The organism is Cryobacterium sandaracinum, assembly GCF_004403415.1.
Lineage (GTDB): Bacteria > Actinomycetota > Actinomycetes > Actinomycetales > Microbacteriaceae > Cryobacterium > Cryobacterium sandaracinum.
Genome location: NZ_SOGO01000035.1, coordinates 47,382 through 63,680, shown reverse-complemented (window position 1 = coordinate 63,680; position 16,299 = coordinate 47,382). Strand labels below are relative to the sequence as shown.

The 16,299-nt window shown below is 69.2% G+C and carries 16 protein-coding genes and 1 pseudogene; 7 read left to right on the top strand and 10 right to left on the bottom strand.

Annotated elements, in window-relative coordinates; translation table 11 throughout:
• Nucleotides 1–7: 7 nt before the first annotated feature.
• The 5 genes from E3T25_RS12845 to E3T25_RS12825 form a co-directional block, all read right to left on the bottom strand.
• On the bottom strand, nt 8–754 hold the full coding sequence (locus tag E3T25_RS12845) for a FadR/GntR family transcriptional regulator (RefSeq protein WP_104101273.1): 747 nt from the start codon (nt 752–754) through the stop codon (nt 8–10).
• Between the two features lie 67 nt (nt 755–821).
• The gene (locus E3T25_RS12840) at nt 822–1,613 is read right to left on the bottom strand and encodes a 3-oxoacyl-ACP reductase (protein ID WP_166784983.1); all 792 of its coding nucleotides are present in this window, start codon (nt 1,611–1,613) and stop codon (nt 822–824) included.
• Between the two features lie 35 nt (nt 1,614–1,648).
• Complete coding sequence (locus E3T25_RS12835; RefSeq protein ID WP_134374660.1) at nt 1,649–3,010, bottom strand: aldehyde dehydrogenase family protein; 1,362 nt, start codon at nt 3,008–3,010, stop codon at nt 1,649–1,651.
• Nucleotides 3,007–3,834, bottom strand: coding sequence for a gamma-glutamyl-gamma-aminobutyrate hydrolase family protein (locus E3T25_RS12830; protein WP_198411411.1), 828 nt, complete (start codon nt 3,832–3,834; stop codon nt 3,007–3,009). The genes E3T25_RS12835 and E3T25_RS12830 overlap by 4 nt, the downstream gene beginning before the upstream one ends.
• Nucleotides 3,821–5,188, bottom strand: coding sequence for a glutamine synthetase family protein (locus E3T25_RS12825; protein ID WP_134374658.1), 1,368 nt, complete (start codon nt 5,186–5,188; stop codon nt 3,821–3,823). Before E3T25_RS12825 ends, E3T25_RS12830 begins: the two co-directional genes overlap by 14 nt.
• A 220-nt stretch (nt 5,189–5,408) precedes the next feature.
• Here E3T25_RS12825 and E3T25_RS12820 point away from each other — a divergent pair, with 220 nt between their 5' ends.
• Together E3T25_RS12820 and E3T25_RS12815 are read left to right on the top strand one after the other, a co-directional pair.
• Nucleotides 5,409–6,956: an amino acid permease gene (locus tag E3T25_RS12820; RefSeq protein WP_104101074.1), complete on the top strand. Its 1,548-nt coding sequence runs from the start codon at nt 5,409–5,411 to the stop codon at nt 6,954–6,956.
• 438 nt (nt 6,957–7,394) lie between these two features.
• On the top strand, nt 7,395–7,676 hold the full coding sequence (locus tag E3T25_RS12815) for an alpha/beta fold hydrolase (protein WP_134342063.1): 282 nt from the start codon (nt 7,395–7,397) through the stop codon (nt 7,674–7,676).
• Nucleotides 7,677–7,788: 112 nt separating this feature from the next.
• On the opposite strand, the gene E3T25_RS17535 is transcribed toward E3T25_RS12815, so the two are convergent.
• The 4 genes from E3T25_RS17535 to E3T25_RS12800 all read right to left on the bottom strand — a co-directional run bounded on the left by E3T25_RS17535 (nt 7,789) and on the right by E3T25_RS12800 (nt 10,895).
• On the bottom strand, nt 7,789–7,962 hold the full coding sequence (locus E3T25_RS17535) for a hypothetical protein (protein WP_241980864.1): 174 nt from the start codon (nt 7,960–7,962) through the stop codon (nt 7,789–7,791).
• 107 nt (nt 7,963–8,069) lie between these two features.
• Entirely contained in the window at nt 8,070–8,282 is a 213-nt protein-coding gene (locus E3T25_RS17530) for a glycosyltransferase family 2 protein (protein WP_166790110.1), read from the bottom strand.
• A gap of 64 nt (nt 8,283–8,346) precedes the next feature.
• Nucleotides 8,347–9,222, bottom strand: a complete 876-nt coding sequence (locus E3T25_RS12805; protein ID WP_233199212.1) for a fumarylacetoacetate hydrolase family protein — start codon at nt 9,220–9,222, stop codon at nt 8,347–8,349.
• Nucleotides 9,219–10,895: a DNA-3-methyladenine glycosylase 2 family protein gene (locus E3T25_RS12800; protein WP_255573023.1), complete on the bottom strand. Its 1,677-nt coding sequence runs from the start codon at nt 10,893–10,895 to the stop codon at nt 9,219–9,221. Before E3T25_RS12800 ends, E3T25_RS12805 begins: the two co-directional genes overlap by 4 nt.
• Before the next feature lie 135 nt (nt 10,896–11,030).
• Between E3T25_RS12800 and E3T25_RS12795 the strand changes: the two genes are divergently transcribed.
• From E3T25_RS12795 to E3T25_RS12785, 3 genes are all read left to right on the top strand, one after another.
• A complete protein-coding gene (locus E3T25_RS12795) occupies nt 11,031–12,422 on the top strand; it encodes an FAD-binding oxidoreductase (protein ID WP_134374656.1) in 1,392 nt (463 codons plus the stop codon).
• A 22-nt stretch (nt 12,423–12,444) separates the two neighbouring features.
• On the top strand, nt 12,445–13,674 hold the full coding sequence (locus tag E3T25_RS12790; protein ID WP_134374654.1) for a PrsW family intramembrane metalloprotease: 1,230 nt from the start codon (nt 12,445–12,447) through the stop codon (nt 13,672–13,674).
• Between the two features lie 165 nt (nt 13,675–13,839).
• On the top strand, nt 13,840–14,211 hold the full coding sequence (locus E3T25_RS12785; RefSeq protein WP_104101078.1) for an FKBP-type peptidyl-prolyl cis-trans isomerase: 372 nt from the start codon (nt 13,840–13,842) through the stop codon (nt 14,209–14,211).
• Nucleotides 14,212–14,262: 51 nt separating this feature from the next.
• On the opposite strand, the gene E3T25_RS12780 is transcribed toward E3T25_RS12785, so the two are convergent.
• A complete protein-coding gene (locus E3T25_RS12780) occupies nt 14,263–14,559 on the bottom strand; it encodes a DUF167 domain-containing protein (protein ID WP_233191412.1) in 297 nt (98 codons plus the stop codon).
• 56 nt (nt 14,560–14,615) lie between these two features.
• Here E3T25_RS12780 and E3T25_RS12775 point away from each other — a divergent pair, with 56 nt between their 5' ends.
• Both E3T25_RS12775 and E3T25_RS17525 read left to right on the top strand, forming a co-directional pair.
• Nucleotides 14,616–15,035: a hypothetical protein gene (locus E3T25_RS12775; RefSeq protein ID WP_134374652.1), complete on the top strand. Its 420-nt coding sequence runs from the start codon at nt 14,616–14,618 to the stop codon at nt 15,033–15,035.
• A gap of 561 nt (nt 15,036–15,596) precedes the next feature.
• A pseudogene (locus tag E3T25_RS17525) lies at nt 15,597–16,196 on the top strand (DUF222 domain-containing protein); the annotation flags it as partial.
• Nucleotides 16,197–16,299 lie beyond the last annotated feature (103 nt).

Here is a 16,299-nt window from a genome sequence, read left to right as displayed (position 1 = left end):
CCTCGCGCTACTCCAGGAAGCCGCGCAGGAGCAGGGCGGTGCCGGCCAGATGCTCGGCCATCGCCTGCGCGGCGGCGTCGGGCCGACCGGTCAGGATCGCGGTCACGATCTGCTCGTGCTGCCGGTCCGAGTGTGCGATGTTCGGGCCGAGTGACGGGATGTTGTCGAGCAGTTCGTTGATCCGCATCCGCACTTCGGCCAGCAGCGGCACGAGCGACGGTGAGCCGGCCAGCTCGCCGATGGTGAGGTGCAGCCTGGAGTCCAGTCGGCGGTAGTCCTCGCCGGTGGCGCCGATCGAGTCGGCCAGGCTGTTCCACAGCACTTCCCGTTCGCCGGGCGACAGGGTGCGCGCGGCGGCATGCCGGGCGGCGCCCTCCTCCAAGATTTCCCGGAGCGCGAGCGCGTCCTCGATCTCGGCCACGGAGATGTCCCGGCGCGCCGGCAATCCACGCTCGTGGCCTCGGCCGGGCGTCTGCTGGGGCAACGAATCGTTGACGAAGGTGCCGCCGTAGCGGCCGCGTCGGGAGACCAGATAGCCGGCCTCGGCCAGGGATGCGATCGCATCCCGCAGCGTGTCCCGACTCACGGCGAGCATGGCGGAGAGTTCGCGTTCGGCCGGCAGTCGTTCGCCGGGCGCGACGAGTCCCAGCCGCACGGTCTGCAGCAGCCGCTGCACGGTCTCCTCGAAGGCGTTGCCACTGTGCACGGGACGCAGCAGCAGGCCACTGTCGAGCCCGGGCTGTTCGTCGTCGATCACTGTTCTGGTCCTGGCTCCTGGTCGAACTTCCAGTCCATCACGGTTTCCGCACCCTCCCGCACCGCTACATCGGCGTCACGTAGGCCGAGCTGATGCCGCCGTCGACCAGGAACGTGGAGCCCGTGATGAACGAGGAGTCATCGCTGGCCAGGAACGCGACCGCGGCCGCGAGCTCCTCGGGTTCCGCGAACCGGCCGACTGGGATGTGCACCAGCCGCCGGGCCGCGCGCTCCGGGTCCTTCGCGAATAGCTCTTGAAGTAGCGGGGTGTTCACCGGGCCGGGGCAAAGGGCGTTGACCCGGATGCCCTGGCGCGCGAACTGCACGCCCAGCTCGCGGCTGAGCGCGAGCACGCCGCCCTTCGAGGCGGTGTAGGAGATCTGACTGGTCGCGGAGCCGAGCACGGCCACGAACGAGGCCGTGTTGATGATCGACCCGCGGCCCTGCTTCACCATGTAGCGCAGGGCGGACCGGCAGCACAGGTACACCGACTTCAGGTTGACGTCCTGCACCCGTTGCCAGGCCGGCAGCTCGGTCGTCTCGATCGAGTCGTCGTCGGGCGGGGAGATCCCGGCATTGTTGAACGCGATGTCGACGGAGCCGTAGGTGAGATAGGCGGTGTCGAAGAGGTTGTTGACCTCGTCCTCGTCGGTGACATCCACCTTGACGAAGAGGCAGTCGAGCTGGTCGGCCGCCGCGAGCCCCGCCGCCTCGTCGAGGTCGCCGATCACGACCATTGCTCCTTCCGCGGCGAACCGTTTCGCCGTGGCCAGGCCGATGCCGCTGGCGCCGCCTGTGATCACGGCGACCCGGCCCGCGAGCCGCTGGGTGAGGTCGATGGGGGTGAGGGTGCTCATGCTGGCTCCTTGGGGTTCGTCTGAGGGTGTGGCGTCTAGTCGACGGCGATGAAGACGTTCTTGGTCTCGGTGAACGACAACGGGGCGTCCGGGCCCAGTTCCCGGCCGAGGCCCGACTGCTTGAAGCCGCCGAATGGAGTCGAGTAGCGCACGGAGGAGTGCGAGTTGACGGACAGATTTCCGGATTCCACGGCCCGCGACACTCGGATCGCCCGGCCCACGTCGCGGGTCCAGATCGATCCCGAGAGGCCGTAGTCGGTGTCATTGGCGAGGTTCACGGCGTCGTCCTCACCGTCGAACGGCAGCACGGTGACGACGGGTCCGAAGATCTCGTCGGTGACGCAACGGTCCGTGCGGGAGTCCGGGGTGAGCACGGTCGGCGGGAACCAGAAACCCGGTCCGGTCGGGGCGCTGCCCCGGAAGGCCACGGGGGAGCCCTCCGGCACATAGGCCGAGACCGCGGCGTGGTGCGCGGCCGAGACGAGCGGGCCCATCTCGGTGCTCTCGTCGGCGGGATCACCCACCCGCACACCGGCGACGGCCGGCTCGAGCAGCTCGAGAAATCGGTCGTAGACGCTCCGCTCCACCAGGATGCGGCTACGGGCGCAGCAGTCCTGGCCGGCGTTCTCGAACACCCCGGAGGGTGCGGTGGCGGCGGCCTTCTCCAGGTTGGAGTCGGCGAACACGATGTTGGCGCTCTTGCCGCCGAGTTCCAGGGTGACCCGTTTGACCTGGGCGGCGCAGCCGGCCATGATCCGCTTGCCGACATCCGTCGACCCGGTGAAGACGACCTTCCGCACTTGGGGGTGCGTCACGAACCGTTCGCCGACCACCGATCCGCGGCCCGGCAGCACCTGGAACAGCCCCTCGGGCAGGCCGGCCTCCCGGGCGAGTACGCCCAGATGGATGCTGGAGAGCGGCGTCCACTCCGCCGGCTTCAGCAACACCGCGTTGCCAGCCGCGAGGGCGGGAGCGAAACCCCAGGCCGCGATCGTCATCGGGAAGTTCCACGGGGTGATGATGCCGACCACACCCAGCGGTTCCTGGAAGGTCATGTCGAGACCGCCGGACACCGGGATCTGCCGCCCGAAGAGTCGCTCGGGGGCGGCCGAGTAGTAAGTCAGCACGTCGCGCACATGGCCGGCCTCCCAGCGCGCCTGCATGATCGGATGCCCCGAGTTGGCCATCTCGATGCGGGCCAGGTTCTCCCGGTCCCCGTCCACGGCCTCCGCGAAGCGGCGCAGAACGGCAGCCTTGTCGGCCGGCGCCACCCGGGACCAGAGCCCCTGCGCGGCCACCGCCCGGGAGACGGCCTCATCGGTCGCATCCGTGTCGAGGTGTTCGACCACGGTGACTGTGGTCTCGTCGGCCGGGTTGATCACGGTGTAGCTGCTCACAGGGTGTCCCTTTCCTGATCGTGGTCGTGGTTGTGGTTGTGGTCGTTCTCGTGGTCACGGGCCGCTCGGTAGCGGGCGGCCGCGTCGACGAGGCCCGCGAAGAGACGTAGGTCATCGTGCTGTTCCGGATGCCACTGCACGGCCAGCCCGAACGGGACGTCGGTGAGTTCCACGGCCTGCACGACCCCGTCGTGAGTGCGTGCGGACACGGTGAGGCCGGCGCCGATCCGGTCGATGGACTGGTGGTGGTAGACGGGAACGGGAAGCGGCACGTCCAGGGCGTCGAGCAGCCCGTGCAGCCGCGACTCGGGTTCCACGTGCACGTCCACGATGTTGAAGACGCCGCCGCCGGCCTGGTAGCCGCCGTGGCCCACGACGTCGGGCAGGTGCTGGTGCAGGGTGCCGCCCTGTGCGATGTTGAGCATCTGGGCGCCGCGGCAGATGCCGAGCAGCGGCAGCTCCCGGTCGATGGCCCGGTGGATCAGCTCATGCTCCCAGGCGTCACGGTCCCGCCGCGGCTCGTCGGTTTTTGTGTGGGCGGCCTGACCGTAACGCGCCGGATCGACGTCCTTGCCGCCGGTGATGACCAGGCCGTCGAGGCCGTCGAGCACCCGGTCGGCAATGGCCGCGTCCACGGGCTGCGGCGGCAGCAGCACGGCGATGCCGCCCGCGCGGATGACCGAGTCGAAATAGGCCTGGGGCAGGAAGGCGGCCGGCACGTCCCAGACACCGGTCTGGGACTGCTCGAGATAGGTGGTCAGGCCGATCACGGGGCGCGGGTCGGCACCGGGGCGCGGTGCGGTGCCGGGGTCAGAGGCGCTCAAAGCCGCGCACCCGCTCCCAGTCGGTCACCGCCGCGTCATAGGCTTCCAGCTCGATCCGCGCGTTGTTGAGGTAGTGATTGACGACCTCGTCGCCGAATGCCTCCCGGGCGACCGTGGATGTCGCGAACAGCGCGGTGGCCTCCCGCAGCGAGGCCGGCACTCGCTCGGCGCCGCTCTCGTAGGCGTTGCCGACGAAGGCATCGTCGAGTTCGAGTTCGTTCTCGATGCCGTAGAGGCCGGCCGCGATCAGCGCGGCCACGGCCAGGTACTGGTTCACGTCGCCGCCGGGCACTCGGTTCTCCACCCGCAGGCCGAGGCCGGCCCCCACCACGCGCAGGGCGCACGTGCGGTTATCGAGCCCCCAGGCGATCGCTGTCGGCGCGAAGCTGCCGCTGACATAGCGCTTGTAGGAGTTGATGTTCGGCGCCGAGAACAGGGTCAGCTCGCGCATCACCGCGAGCTGGCCGGCGAGAAAGTGACGGAACAGCGTCGACATGCCATGATCGGCATCCTTGTCGGCGAAGACCGCGGATCCGTCGGTGCCGCGCAGGCTGATGTGGATGTGGCAGCTGTTGCCCTCCCGCTCGTTGAACTTGGCCATGAAGGTCAGGCTCTTGCCGTGGGCATCCGCGATCTCCTTGGCGCCGTTCTTGTAGATGGAGTGGTTGTCGCAGGTGGCCAGGGCGTCGGTGTAGCGGAACGCGATCTCCTGCTGGCCCAGGTTGCACTCACCCTTGACGCCCTCGCAGTACATGCCGGCGCCGTCCATGGCGTTACGGATGTCCCGCAGTAACGGTTCCATCCGGGTGGATGCGAGCAGCGCATAGTCGATGTTGTAATCGCTGGCGGGGGTCAGGTCGCGGTAGCCCTTCTTCCACGCCTCCCGGTAGCCGTCGTCGAAGACGATGAACTCCAGCTCGGTGCCGACATAGGGCACCAGCCCGCGGTCGGCCAGCCGGGCCAGCTGGGTTTTCAGGATCTGGCGGGGTGACGCCACAACGGGTGACTCGTCGAGCCACCGCAGGTCCGCGGTGACGAGGGCGGCCCCGGGCAGCCAGGGCGCGCGTCGCAGTGTGGCAAGGTCGGGGATCATGGCCATGTCGCCGTAGCCGCGTCGCCAGCTCGACATCTCATAGCCGTCCACCGTGTTCATCTCCACGTCGACGGCCAGCAGATAGTTGCAGCACTCCGCGCCGTGACCGGCCACGTCTTCCAGGAAGAGCCGCGCGGAAACCCGCTTGCCCACCAGCCGCCCCTGCATATCGGTGAATGCGACGACGACGGTGTCGATGTCGCCGCCGCGAACCAGGGAGGTGAGGTCCTCAATCGAGAGATTTCCGGAGCGGGGTGTCATCAACTTCTCCTCATCGAGCCGGTCAAAGGGTGAACATTCGACCATTAGACCACAGATCGAGCGTTGTGTGACGGCCAATTTTTGTTCCGCTCGACTCAGGAATCGGGCACGTAAAGGTATGTACAAGCCACCATTGGAGCCCTATAGTCATGCCAACGTAAACTCCCGGAGTTGCCGCTCGATCGCTGAGTTGCGCAACCAGAGCGCAAAGGAATCCAGGATGTCCAAAGACACCTTGAACGTCTCGGGCGTGACCTACACGACGGCAGAGGCAGGGTACTTCGAGAAACGCAAGCTCCGCCGCAGCGCCGGGATCTGGGGGCTGTGGGGACTCGCCGTCGCCGCGGTCATCTCCGGTGATTTCTCGGGCTGGAACTTCGGCATCGATTTCGCTGGATTCGGCGGAATGCTGATCGCCTTCGCCCTCTTGATCGTCATGTACTACGGCATGATCTTCGCGATCGGGGAGATGGCGTCGGCCATGCCGCACACGGGCGGCGCCTATTCCTTCGCCCGGGCGGCGCTCGGGCCCTGGGGCGGTTTCGTCACCGGCCTGGCCGAGACCATCGAGTATGTCGCGACCACCGCGGTGATCGTGTACTTCTCGGCGTCCTACGCCGACGGCATCACGAGTGAGCTGCTCGGAGTCTCACTGCCCGCCTGGGCGTGGTGGGCCATCCTCTACGCCGTATTCATCGGCCTGAACTCGGCTGGCGCCGCGATCTCGTTCAAATTCGCGATCGTGGTCTCGATCATCTCCATCGGCATCCTGCTGGTGTTCTCGGCAATGGCGGCCTTCTCCGGGCTCTTCAGTGTGGACAACCTCTTCGATATCGCCCCGGAGGCCGGCCAGTCCGAGTTCCTGCCCTTCGGCGTGGTGCCGATCCTGTTCGCCCTGCCCTACGCCATGTGGTTCTTCCTCGGAATTGAGGAGCTGCCGCTGGCCGCGGAGGAATCCCACGACCCGGTGCGGGACATCCCGCGAGCCGGTCTGATCGCCCGCACGACCCTGATCGTGACCGGGCTCCTGGTGCTGGTGCTCAACACCGGGATAGTCGGGGCCTCGAACATCGCCACCGCCGGGGAGCCACTGCTCGACGGCTTTCGGGCGATGGTCGGCGACGAGGCGGCCGCTGTGCTGGCCCTGTTCGCCCTGGTCGGACTGCTGGCCTCCCTGCAGGGCATCATGTTCGCGTACGGGCGCAACATGTACTCCCTGTCGCGGGCCGGCTATTATCCGAAATTCCTCTCCCTGACCGGCCGCCGCCAGACTCCGGCGGTGGCGCTGCTCGTGGGGGCCCTGATCGGCTTCGTGGCCCTGATCCTCGTCGACTCGCTCGGCGGCGCCGGCGGCGTGGCCGGGGCGATCGTGCTCAACATCGCCGTTTGGGGAGCCGTGATCGCCTACATCCTGCAGATGATCTCGTTCGTCGTGTTGCGCCGAAAGTACCCGAATGCGAACCGGCCCTACCGCAGCCCGTGGGGCGTACCCGGGGCGGTGATCGCGGGCATCCTCTCGCTGGCGATCTTCTTCGGGTTCTTCATCAACGAGCCGGCCCGCCCGGCCATCGCGGCCATCGCCGTGGTCTACGTGGTCATGCTGCTGATCTTCGCGCTCTACGGGCGCAAGCGCCTCGTGCTCTCCCCGGAGGAAGAATACGCGGTGTCCGGCGGCCTGCACGGCGACCCGCAGAAGGAAGGCTACGGCGGCGCCGTGGAGGAGCAACTGCTCGCGCTCGACGGCCGGGACGACCAGCGCGCGCCGTAGCCGAACGAGTTTCGATCGATTGGTTGGGTCGCCCTCCGCGGGTCAGAGCTGACGCACCCGCGTGGACGCTGTTCAGCACAGGCGGAGCGACCTGCCGGTGTTGAACCAATTCGACGGAGATTCTCGAGGAAAACGGCCATTTCGACGTGGTGAGGTCCGTTTTGGGCAGAATCTCCGTCGAATTCGTTCGGGCTGCGGGGCGGGAGCGCTACCGTGACGCCATGTGCGTCTGGGAGCGGCGTTCCCGCGGCCGACCGGGTTCCGCGCCGGCCGCTCGGCCGGCAGGGAACCCGGCCGATGTGATGGTGCTGCGCGACCACACCCTCCCCGACCGGGACTGGACGGTGCTGCCCGCAGGCAGCCGCGCCTTCTGGTTCCCGGCGCCGAGCGGGAACCTCGCCGCCTTCGAGCTGGGCGACCCCGGCCGCTCCGAGAATCGTGCTGCTGCCCGGCGCGACCGGCTCCAAGGAAGACTTCGTGCTGTTGGCCCCGCTGCTGGCCGATGCCGGCTACTTCGTGCAGAGCCACGACCTGGCCGGGCACTACCAGGCGTGCGCGGCCGGGCCCGGCGGCACCGAGCCCTGGGACTACGCCCCGTTCGTGGCCGACCTGATCGTGTTCCCCGACGCAGGGCCCACCCCGGTGCACGTGCTCGGCTACTCGATCGCCGGGATCGTCGCGGAGCTGGCCCTCGCCGCGCTTTACCGGGCGGCTGGCTGATCAGGCGGGCCGATTCGGCAGGCTGATCCGGCTGGTAGCAGGCTGTACCGGAGGTTGGCCGGCCGGCTGAACCGGAGGCCGGCGGGCTGATCCGATGCCCCCGCGAAACAGCTCAGTGCCCGATCGTGGGACGCCCGGCCCGGTGGCGCCGCACCGCGCACCGGGCGGCATGCCGGTGCCCCAGCCAGAACGGCATCCAGAAGAAATATCCGCCGATGTAGAAGGTCCCGCCCAACCAGGCCACGAGGGTGCCGCAGCCGTAGAAATCGCCGGGGCCGGTGACCATGTCGCTCCCGGGGACTCCGCCAGCGCGGACTCGATCCGCGCCAGCCAGTCGGCTGGCGGCACGGAGTCGGCGTCGAGACGGGCGATCACGTCACCGGATGCCGCATCCTAGCCGGCTGCCGCCGCCGGCCAGATGCCCCGCTGGGTCGCCCGCACGACCCGCGCACCCCCGAAGAGAGCGATCTCTGCCGAAGCATCCGTGCTCGCGTTGTCGACAACGATCACCTCGTCGGGCACCCGCTGCTGCCGGGCCAAAGCCGCGAGGCAGGTTCGGAGAAGGGCGGCGTCGTTGTAGCAGGGGATCACGACCGAGATCGTCATCGTCGCTGCCTCCTTTCCCGCCCGCAGCGAGCTGTCGCATTGATCCTCCATCTGGCGGTCACGGTCAGATCGCGCGGCAATGCGTGGTGAGGAACCCGATCTTGTCGATGGTGATCGTGACCGTCGAGCCGTCGCGCAGGAACACCGGAGGTTTGCGGCTGTAGCCGGCGCCGCCCGGGCTGCCGGTGGAGATGAGCGTGCCCGGCAGCAGGGTCGAGGTTTTAGAGAGGTAGGAGATGATCTCGGCGACCGAGCGCACCATGTCGCCGCTCGAGGCGTCCTGCAGGATGCGGCCGTCGACGTGGGTGGTCAGCCACAGGTCCTGCGGGTCGGCGATCTGGTCTGCCGTGATGACGACCGGCCCGGTGGGCGTGAAACCGTCGAAGGACTTGCAGCGCGACCACTGCGCCTCGGAGAATTGCAGGTCGCGCGCCGTGATGTCGTTGACGACCGTGTAGCCGAAGACATGGTCGAGAGCGTCCGCCACCGACACGTGGTGTGCGGCCGTGCCGATGATCACGCCGAGCTCGGCCTCGTAGTCGACCTGGCTGGTCAGATCGGTCGGCCAGGTGATCGTGGACTCGTGCCCGGTGAGCGAGTTGGGCCAGAGCGAGAACACGGTCGCGGCCGTTTCGACGCGTAGTTCCAGCTCGGAGGAGTGGGCGGCGTAGTTGGCGCCGATCGCGATGATCTGAGGCGGACGCAGCACGGCCGACGAGTAGCGCAGCTCGCCCAGCGGGGTGAGCGTTGCTCCCTGCGCGGCGGCGTTCTGGCTCAGGGCGCGCACCCGGTTGTACTCGTCAGAGTCCTTCTCGATCAGGTCCTGCAGATCGCGGGGGGCGTCGTCCATGATCTCGTCGAGGAACAGCGCTGCGTCGTCGAAGACGGCGGCGAGCCGCGGAGTGGATTGACCTTCAACTCTCAGGTGGGCGAATTTCACCTGTTCAGGCTATCTGGCCCGGGAGGGGTCGCGGTGCGCGGGGTAGCCGCGGCGCCTGCCGCGCGCCACAAGTGCATGCCGGCGTAGCTGCGCCACGGCGCCCAGGCGGCACCGTGGCGGGCGAGTTGCCGGGCCTCCGCGGGCAGGCCGAGCCGCCCGGCGCCCTGCAACAGGGCCAGGTCGCTGGTCAGCAGGATGTCCGGGCTGCCCAGCACGCGCAGGGCCACGTATCCGGCCGTCCACGGTCCGATCCCGGCCAGGGCGGTCAGACGGGACTCAAGATCCTCCCGGGTCTGCCCGTAGGAGAGCACCAGATCGCCGGAGCAGAGCGCCTCCGCCACGCCGATGATCGCGTCGATGCGCGCGGCCGGGCCGCGCAGCACGCCGCGGCCCTCGGTTGCGATCCGCTGGGCGGTGGGAAACAGCCGGGTCAGGGGAGCGGCGGTGGGGTCGTGGATGAAGGGGCGTTGGCTGGTGCCGGTGGTGGCGCTGGTGCCGCTGGTGCCAGTGGTGGCGCTGCTGTCGCTGTCCCCTGCACCCGGGTACACGTCGTCGCCGAGCGCAGCGGCCAGCCGGGTGAGTGCCGTTCGGGCGGAGGCCACCGAGACCTGCTGGCCGATGAGCGCGCGGAACAGGGTCTCCTCGGGGTCCACGCTGCCCGGCACGCGCATGCCGGGGGTGGCCGCGATTCCGGCCGCGAGTTGCGGGTCCCGCCCGAGCGCCAGGTCGATCGCCCGGGAGTCCGCGTCCAGGTCGAGCAGGCGCCGCACCCGGCTGACGAGCGGCGCGAGGTCGGCGAGGCTGGCCAGTCGGGCGCGGCAGGCGACGGCTGGCGCGGCCGCCGTTCCCGACAGGGTCAGTTCCACCGTCGCGGGTCCGTGTGGCAGGCGCAGCGTGCGCGCGTAACGGGCATCCGTCGCCTGTTCCACCCCCGCGAGGCCTCGCGCAGCAAGGAACCGCAGCACCCCCACCCCGTCGAACGGCGCGCGCGCCGGCAGCAGCAGGTCGATGCCCGTCCCGTCACCGACCCCGAAGCCGGCCTCACCGACCCCGCCGACGCCGAGGGGCTGGGCGCGGGGCTGGGCGCGGGCGGGACGGGCGCGGCGCAGCTCGGTGGGGGTGCGCTCGTAGACGACGGCGATGGTGTCGTTGAACTGGCGCACGCTGCCGAAACCGGCGGCGAATGCGACCTCGGTGATCGGGACATCCGTGCTCGCCAGCAGCACGCGGGCGGTCTGCGCGCGGTGCGCCCGGGCGAGCGCGAGCGGGCCGGCGCCCAGCTCGGTCACGAGCACGCGGGTCAGGTGCCGTTCGCTGTAGCCGAGGCGGCGGGCGAGGCCGGGCACGCCCTCCCGCTCAACCGTGCCGTCGCTGATCAGGCGCATGGCGCGGGCGGCGAGGTCGTCACGGATGTCCCAGTCCGGCGACCCGGGGACGGCATCAGGAAGGCAGCGTTTGCACGCCCGCAGGCCGGCCTCGTGCGCGGCCGCGCTGGTGAGATAGAACGACACATTGGCCGGCTTCGGTGTGGCCGCCGGGCAGCTGGGGCGGCAGTAGATTCCGGTGGAGTGCACGCCCGTGATGAACTGACCGTCGAAGCGGGAGTCTCGGGAGGACATGGCCCGGTAGCGCTCGAAGAAGACCGGATCGAGCCCGGCAGGAGGGATGGTCACCCGGCCAGCCTGCCACCGCGAGCCCGGGCGCACCAGCGGGAATCGGCCATCGCCGGTGCCGGCCGCAGCGGCCGCGGGCCATGCCGGCCTGTGTCCGGGCCTGCCCTCCGGCACCCGGCCCGGTACTCTGGGCGCATGACCGCATTGGAGCGTCTGCAGGCCGAACTCGGCACCCACGTCAGCGTCGATCCGCGCCGGCTCGCGGCCGTTCGGGGCGACAAATCGGGCTGGGTTGCCCCGGGGATGCCGCTGGCGGTCGTCTACGCCGCATCCGTCGACCAGGTGCAGGCCACGCTGCGCATCGCGACCGAGTTTCGCGTGCCGGTGATCACCCGCGGAGCCGGAACGGGCCTGGCCGGGGGAGCGTGCGGCACGGACGGCGCCATCGTGCTGAGCGTCGAGCGGATGAACCGTATCCTCGAGATCCGCCCGGAGGATGAACTGGCCGTGGTCGAGCCGGGCGTGCTCAACGGCGACCTCAACACGGCCCTCTCCGCGCACGGGCTGTGGTTCGCGCCGGACCCGGCAAGCCGGGCGATCTCCTCGGTCGGCGGCAACATCGCCACCAACGCGGGTGGGCTGCTCTGCGCGAAGTACGGCGTCACCCGGGAGGCGGTGCTGGCGTTGACGGTGGTGCTCGCCGACGGGAGCCTGCTGGAGACCGGGCACCGCACCGTCAAGGGCGTCACCGGCTACGATTTGACCGCCCTGCTCACCGGCTCGGAGGGCACCCTCGGCGTGATCGTCGAGGCCACCGTGCGGGCGCGCGCCATCACCCTGGGTGAGACCGTCACGATCGGCGCGACGTTCCCCGACGTGGCCCAGGCGGCCGCGGCATCCGGTCTCGTCACGGCGGCCCGGCTGCGCCCGGCCGTGATGGAACTCATCGACCCGGTGGCCCTGGCCCTGATCGCGGCGTACCTCGGGCCGAACCTGTTCGAGGGAGTTCCGGCTAGGGGAGCGTTCCTGCTGGTGCAGACGGATGGGCCGGCGAGCCAGGCGGAGGCGGACCAGGCGGTGGCCGTGCTGCGGGCCGCGGGCGGGGAGGTGCGCGTCTCCACCGACGCCGAATCCGCCGATCGACTGCTGGCCGTGCGGCGGGCCGCGCATCCGGCGCTGGCCGCTCACGGCGAGGTCCTGATCGAGGATGTCTGCGTGCCCCGCTCCCGGCTGGCCGAGATGTTCGCGCGGATCGCTGAGATCAGTGCCCGCACGGGCCTGCCCATCCCCACGGTGGCCCACGCCGGAGACGGCAATCTGCACCCCAATTTCCTGATCCCGTTCGATCCGGCCCGGGGCGGCGCGGAGCCGGTCGTGCCGGAGGCGGTCTGGCTGGCGGCCGACGAGCTCTTCCGTGCCGCGCTCGAACTCGGCGGCACGCTCACCGGCGAGCACGGGGTCGGCGTGCTCAAGCGGCGCTGGCTGGCCGAGGAGCTCGGCGACACGGGCTTCGCCCTGCAGCGCCGGATCAAGGCGGCGTTCGACCCGTTGGGCATCCTCAACCCGGGCATCATGTTCGCGGCGTGAACGCGCGGCTAGTCTGTTGGGCATGACCCACGAGCCGACCCCGGAGCACTCCGCCGCCGCCCCACACTCTCATCCGGCCGGAACCCAGCCCGCGGCCCAGCCTGCCTCGGTGCAGCCCGCGGCCCAGCCGGTGCAGCCCGTCTGGACCGCCCCCGTTCGTCGCACCCGGGCGGGCATCGTCACGCTCACGGTCACCGGCCTCGTCATCGGGGGCGCCGCGCTGCTGCTGGTGTTCGTCTACCTGGCCACCTTCCTCGGTGCCGGCACGCTGCTGGTCGGCCTCATCCTGGCACTCATCCCACTGATCGGGATTTTGCTCGCCGTGGGCTGGATCGATCGGTGGGAGCCCGAACCCCGCCCGGCCCTCTGGTTCGCGTTTCTCTGGGGCGCCGGCGTCTCCATCGTGACCGCGCTGCTCTTCGACCTGGGCGTGCAGCTGGCCCGGGCCGGCGCCGGGGCCACCGAAACGGATGACGGTTTCGCCGCCGCCGTCCTCCAGGCGCCCCTCGTCGAGGAGGCCGCCAAGGGCGCCGGGGTGCTGCTGCTCTTCTGGGTGCTGCGTCGGAGATTCGACGGCCCGGTCGATGGCGTGGTCTATGCCGCGACGGTCGCGGCCGGATTCGCCTTCACCGAGAACATCCAATACTTCGGTGTGGCGATGATGGACGGTGGCTCTGAGAACCTGGGCTTCACGTTCCTGGTGCGGGGGGTGTTGTCGCCCTTCGCTCATGTCATGTTCACTGCCTGCATCGGCATTGCGTGCGGGCTGGCGGTCCGGTTCCGGCCGTTCCCGGCCTTCGCCACGATTCTGCTCGGATTCGTCTCGGCGATCTTCCTGCACTCCGTCTGGAACGGGGCGTTCTACCTGGTCGAGAGTGGCTCGCTGGTGGCGTACTACCTCGCCGTGCAGGTGCCTCTGTTCCTCGGCGCGATCATGGTTGTCGTGTTGCTGCGGCGCCAGGAAGAACGCGTCACCGTGCTCCGGCTGAGCGAGTATGCCGCGGCCGGCTGGTTCAGCCCGGCCGAGGTGGGTATGCTCGCCACCCGCGATGGCCGTCGGCAGGCTCGATCCTGGGCCGCGCGGCAGCCCCAAACCCGGAAGCGGGCCATGCACCACTTCATCCACAACTCCACCCGCCTGGCTTTCGCCCGACAGCGCATGGTGAACGGTACGGCCGCGAACGTCGACCGGGCCGACGAATCGGAGCTGCTGGGGCTGATCCAGCGCGACCGTGCCGGCGTGATCAACTGACTCTGATGCCCTGACGAACAAGGACTCGCCGCCCCGGTGGTGTGGCAGTGCCGACAACTCTCCCGGAGCGGCGAGTTCTGTTCCCATGGTGCGCCCGACGGCCGCGTTCGCGCAAGGGGGAATTTTTGGTGTGCGGGCGAGCGCGCAATCCGATTGGATAGAGGAATGACTGATCAAAACACCAAGCCCGAACTCGACGCTCCGGAGGGCCCCGCGCCTACCGAACTGACCATCACCGACATCGTGGTCGGCGAGGGAGCCGAAGCAACCCCCGGCGCCACCGTCAACGTGCACTACCTCGGCGTCGCCTATGACACCGGAGATGAATTCGACTCCTCCTGGAGCCGCGGGCAGTCGATCAACTTCCCGCTTGCTCAGCTCATCGCGGGCTGGCAGCAGGGCATCCCCGGCATGAAGGTCGGCGGACGCCGCAAGCTGGTCGTCCCTCCGCACCTGGCCTACGGACCGGCCGGCGGAGGACATCAGCTCTCCGGCCAGACCCTGATCTTCGTGATCGACCTGCTCGGAACCCGCTAGAAACCCGCAGTGCCGGAAGCACGTGCAAGTCGCTACGCGAGTCGCGCATTGCTACGAGTCGTGTTCGATTCGCACGTGCTTGATCCGGGAGGCGTGGCCGCGCACGATGGTCACCGCGCTCTTGGACACGCCGAAGTGCTTGGCCAGCAGCTTCACCAGCGCATCGTTGGCGGCACCCTCAACGGCCCGCTGCTGCAAGAACACGGTGAGCGCAGCATCCGTCGGAGCATGGGACGCGTCGTCGCCCGGCTCCCGGCCCGGCTCTCGGCCCGGCTCTCCCCCGGAGACCAGCGGTCCCTTCCGACTACCGGGCTTCACATGCACCGTCAGGTTCACCGTTCGCGTCACGCCGGTCCTCCGGGAATATAGTTTTCTTCACAACGCTAGTGGGCGGAGTCGTCTTCATGATCTCAATCGATAGTGCGCGGGCCCTGGCCGAAGCCGGTCTGCAGTGGCGTCCCGTCTCCGGTGACGCCTTCCGCATCGAGCGCTCCGGCTTCGAAAGCGACGTGTTCACGGTCAGTGACATGACGATCGAGCCGCACGAGTTCGACACGGGAACGATCCTCGGCTTCAACGGCACCACCGAGTGGGCCCTTGATTCACTGGCCCTCGAGGATGCCCTGTGGATGCCGCGTGAGGACCAGCTGCGCGTCCTGTTGCGGAGCACCTTCCGTTCGCTCACCCGTCAGGGCGAGGACAGCTACCGGGTGACGGTGGCGCTGAACGGGGCGCCGGAATTCTTCGACGCCGCCGACCCCGCGGATGCCTACGGCAACGCGCTCCTGCGTCTGATCAGCCTGTCCGCCGACTCCCTCGCCTGACACCCACCCTCTCGACGGCTCCGCCGGTGGTCGAGCCTGTCGAGACCCGGTACGTCGACTTCCAGAGGTTCGCCCGGGGCATCCGTGGCGGTCGAAGTCGCCAGCCTCGGAGATTTTCGCGACACGCCGGGCACCCCAGGCCATCACAACCGGCGTTTCCCGAAAATCTCCGAGTTCACGAGACACGGATGTGTGCTGCGCGCCCATTGACGGATGCCCGCTGCGGGCCCGGCGACGGCTGCTTCTACTCCTCCACAATAAAAGTTTGATCAGGTTATCCACGGGGCGCTGACGGGTGCCTGTCTGGAGCATGGAATGTCAGTGGTCAGCCGTAACGTGTGTCTCATGAAGCCCTCCTACAGTGAGTAGCGGGAACGCCTGGGTCGTCACTCCGACGCCATCCGGGAGTCGCAGGCGGACGCCGCCCGGGTTGACGCCCGCCTGGCCGAACAGGTCGATCAGGCCCGCCGGTTCGCCGAAGCCCTGGCCCGAAACGCGGCCCGGGCAGCCAAGGACAAGGCCAGGGAGGGACCCCCGGCAGTGGCCGGGGTCGCGACCGGGATGCCCCGCACCAGGTGGCACGCTGCACAGGTCGCCGAACGCGAGTTCGTGACCGAACCGTCCTACACCCTGCGGCTGCCGGTGCGCTCGACCGAAACCCTGATCGCCGAGAGCCGCACCCTGATAAATGAACTGCCCGGCACCCGGGCCGCCCTGCAGGACGGGTCGATCACCTACCGGCATGCGCAGGCGATCATGAACCAGGCCTGGTCGCTCCACGCCGAGGCCCTGGCCGGGTTCGAGGAGACCCTGCTGAAGTCGGCCCCGCACCTGACGGTGGCCAACCTGAAGAACGAGGCCCGGATCATGCGGGAACGGCTGCACCCGGGGTCGATCGCGGCCCGGCACCAGAAGTCGGTGGCGGACCGGACGGTGATCTTCGAGCCCGAGGCCGACGGGATGGCATCCCGCTCCTGGTACGACTCGGCGGAGAAAGTGAAGGCCGGTTACGACCGCCTCAATGTGATGGGGATGAGTCTGCAGGGCCCGAACGACACCCGCACGCTGACCCAGCTTCGGGCGGACGTGTTCGAAGACCTCATCCTCGACGGGGTTACCGCATCGGGGGTCGGCCAGGGCATCCGCGGCTCGGTGCACGTCACCGTCCCGGTGATGACACTCCTCGGCCACCCCGAGCAACCCAGCCACTTCGAAGATTCCGGGCCGATCGACCCCGATACCGCACGCAAGATTGCGGCCGGGA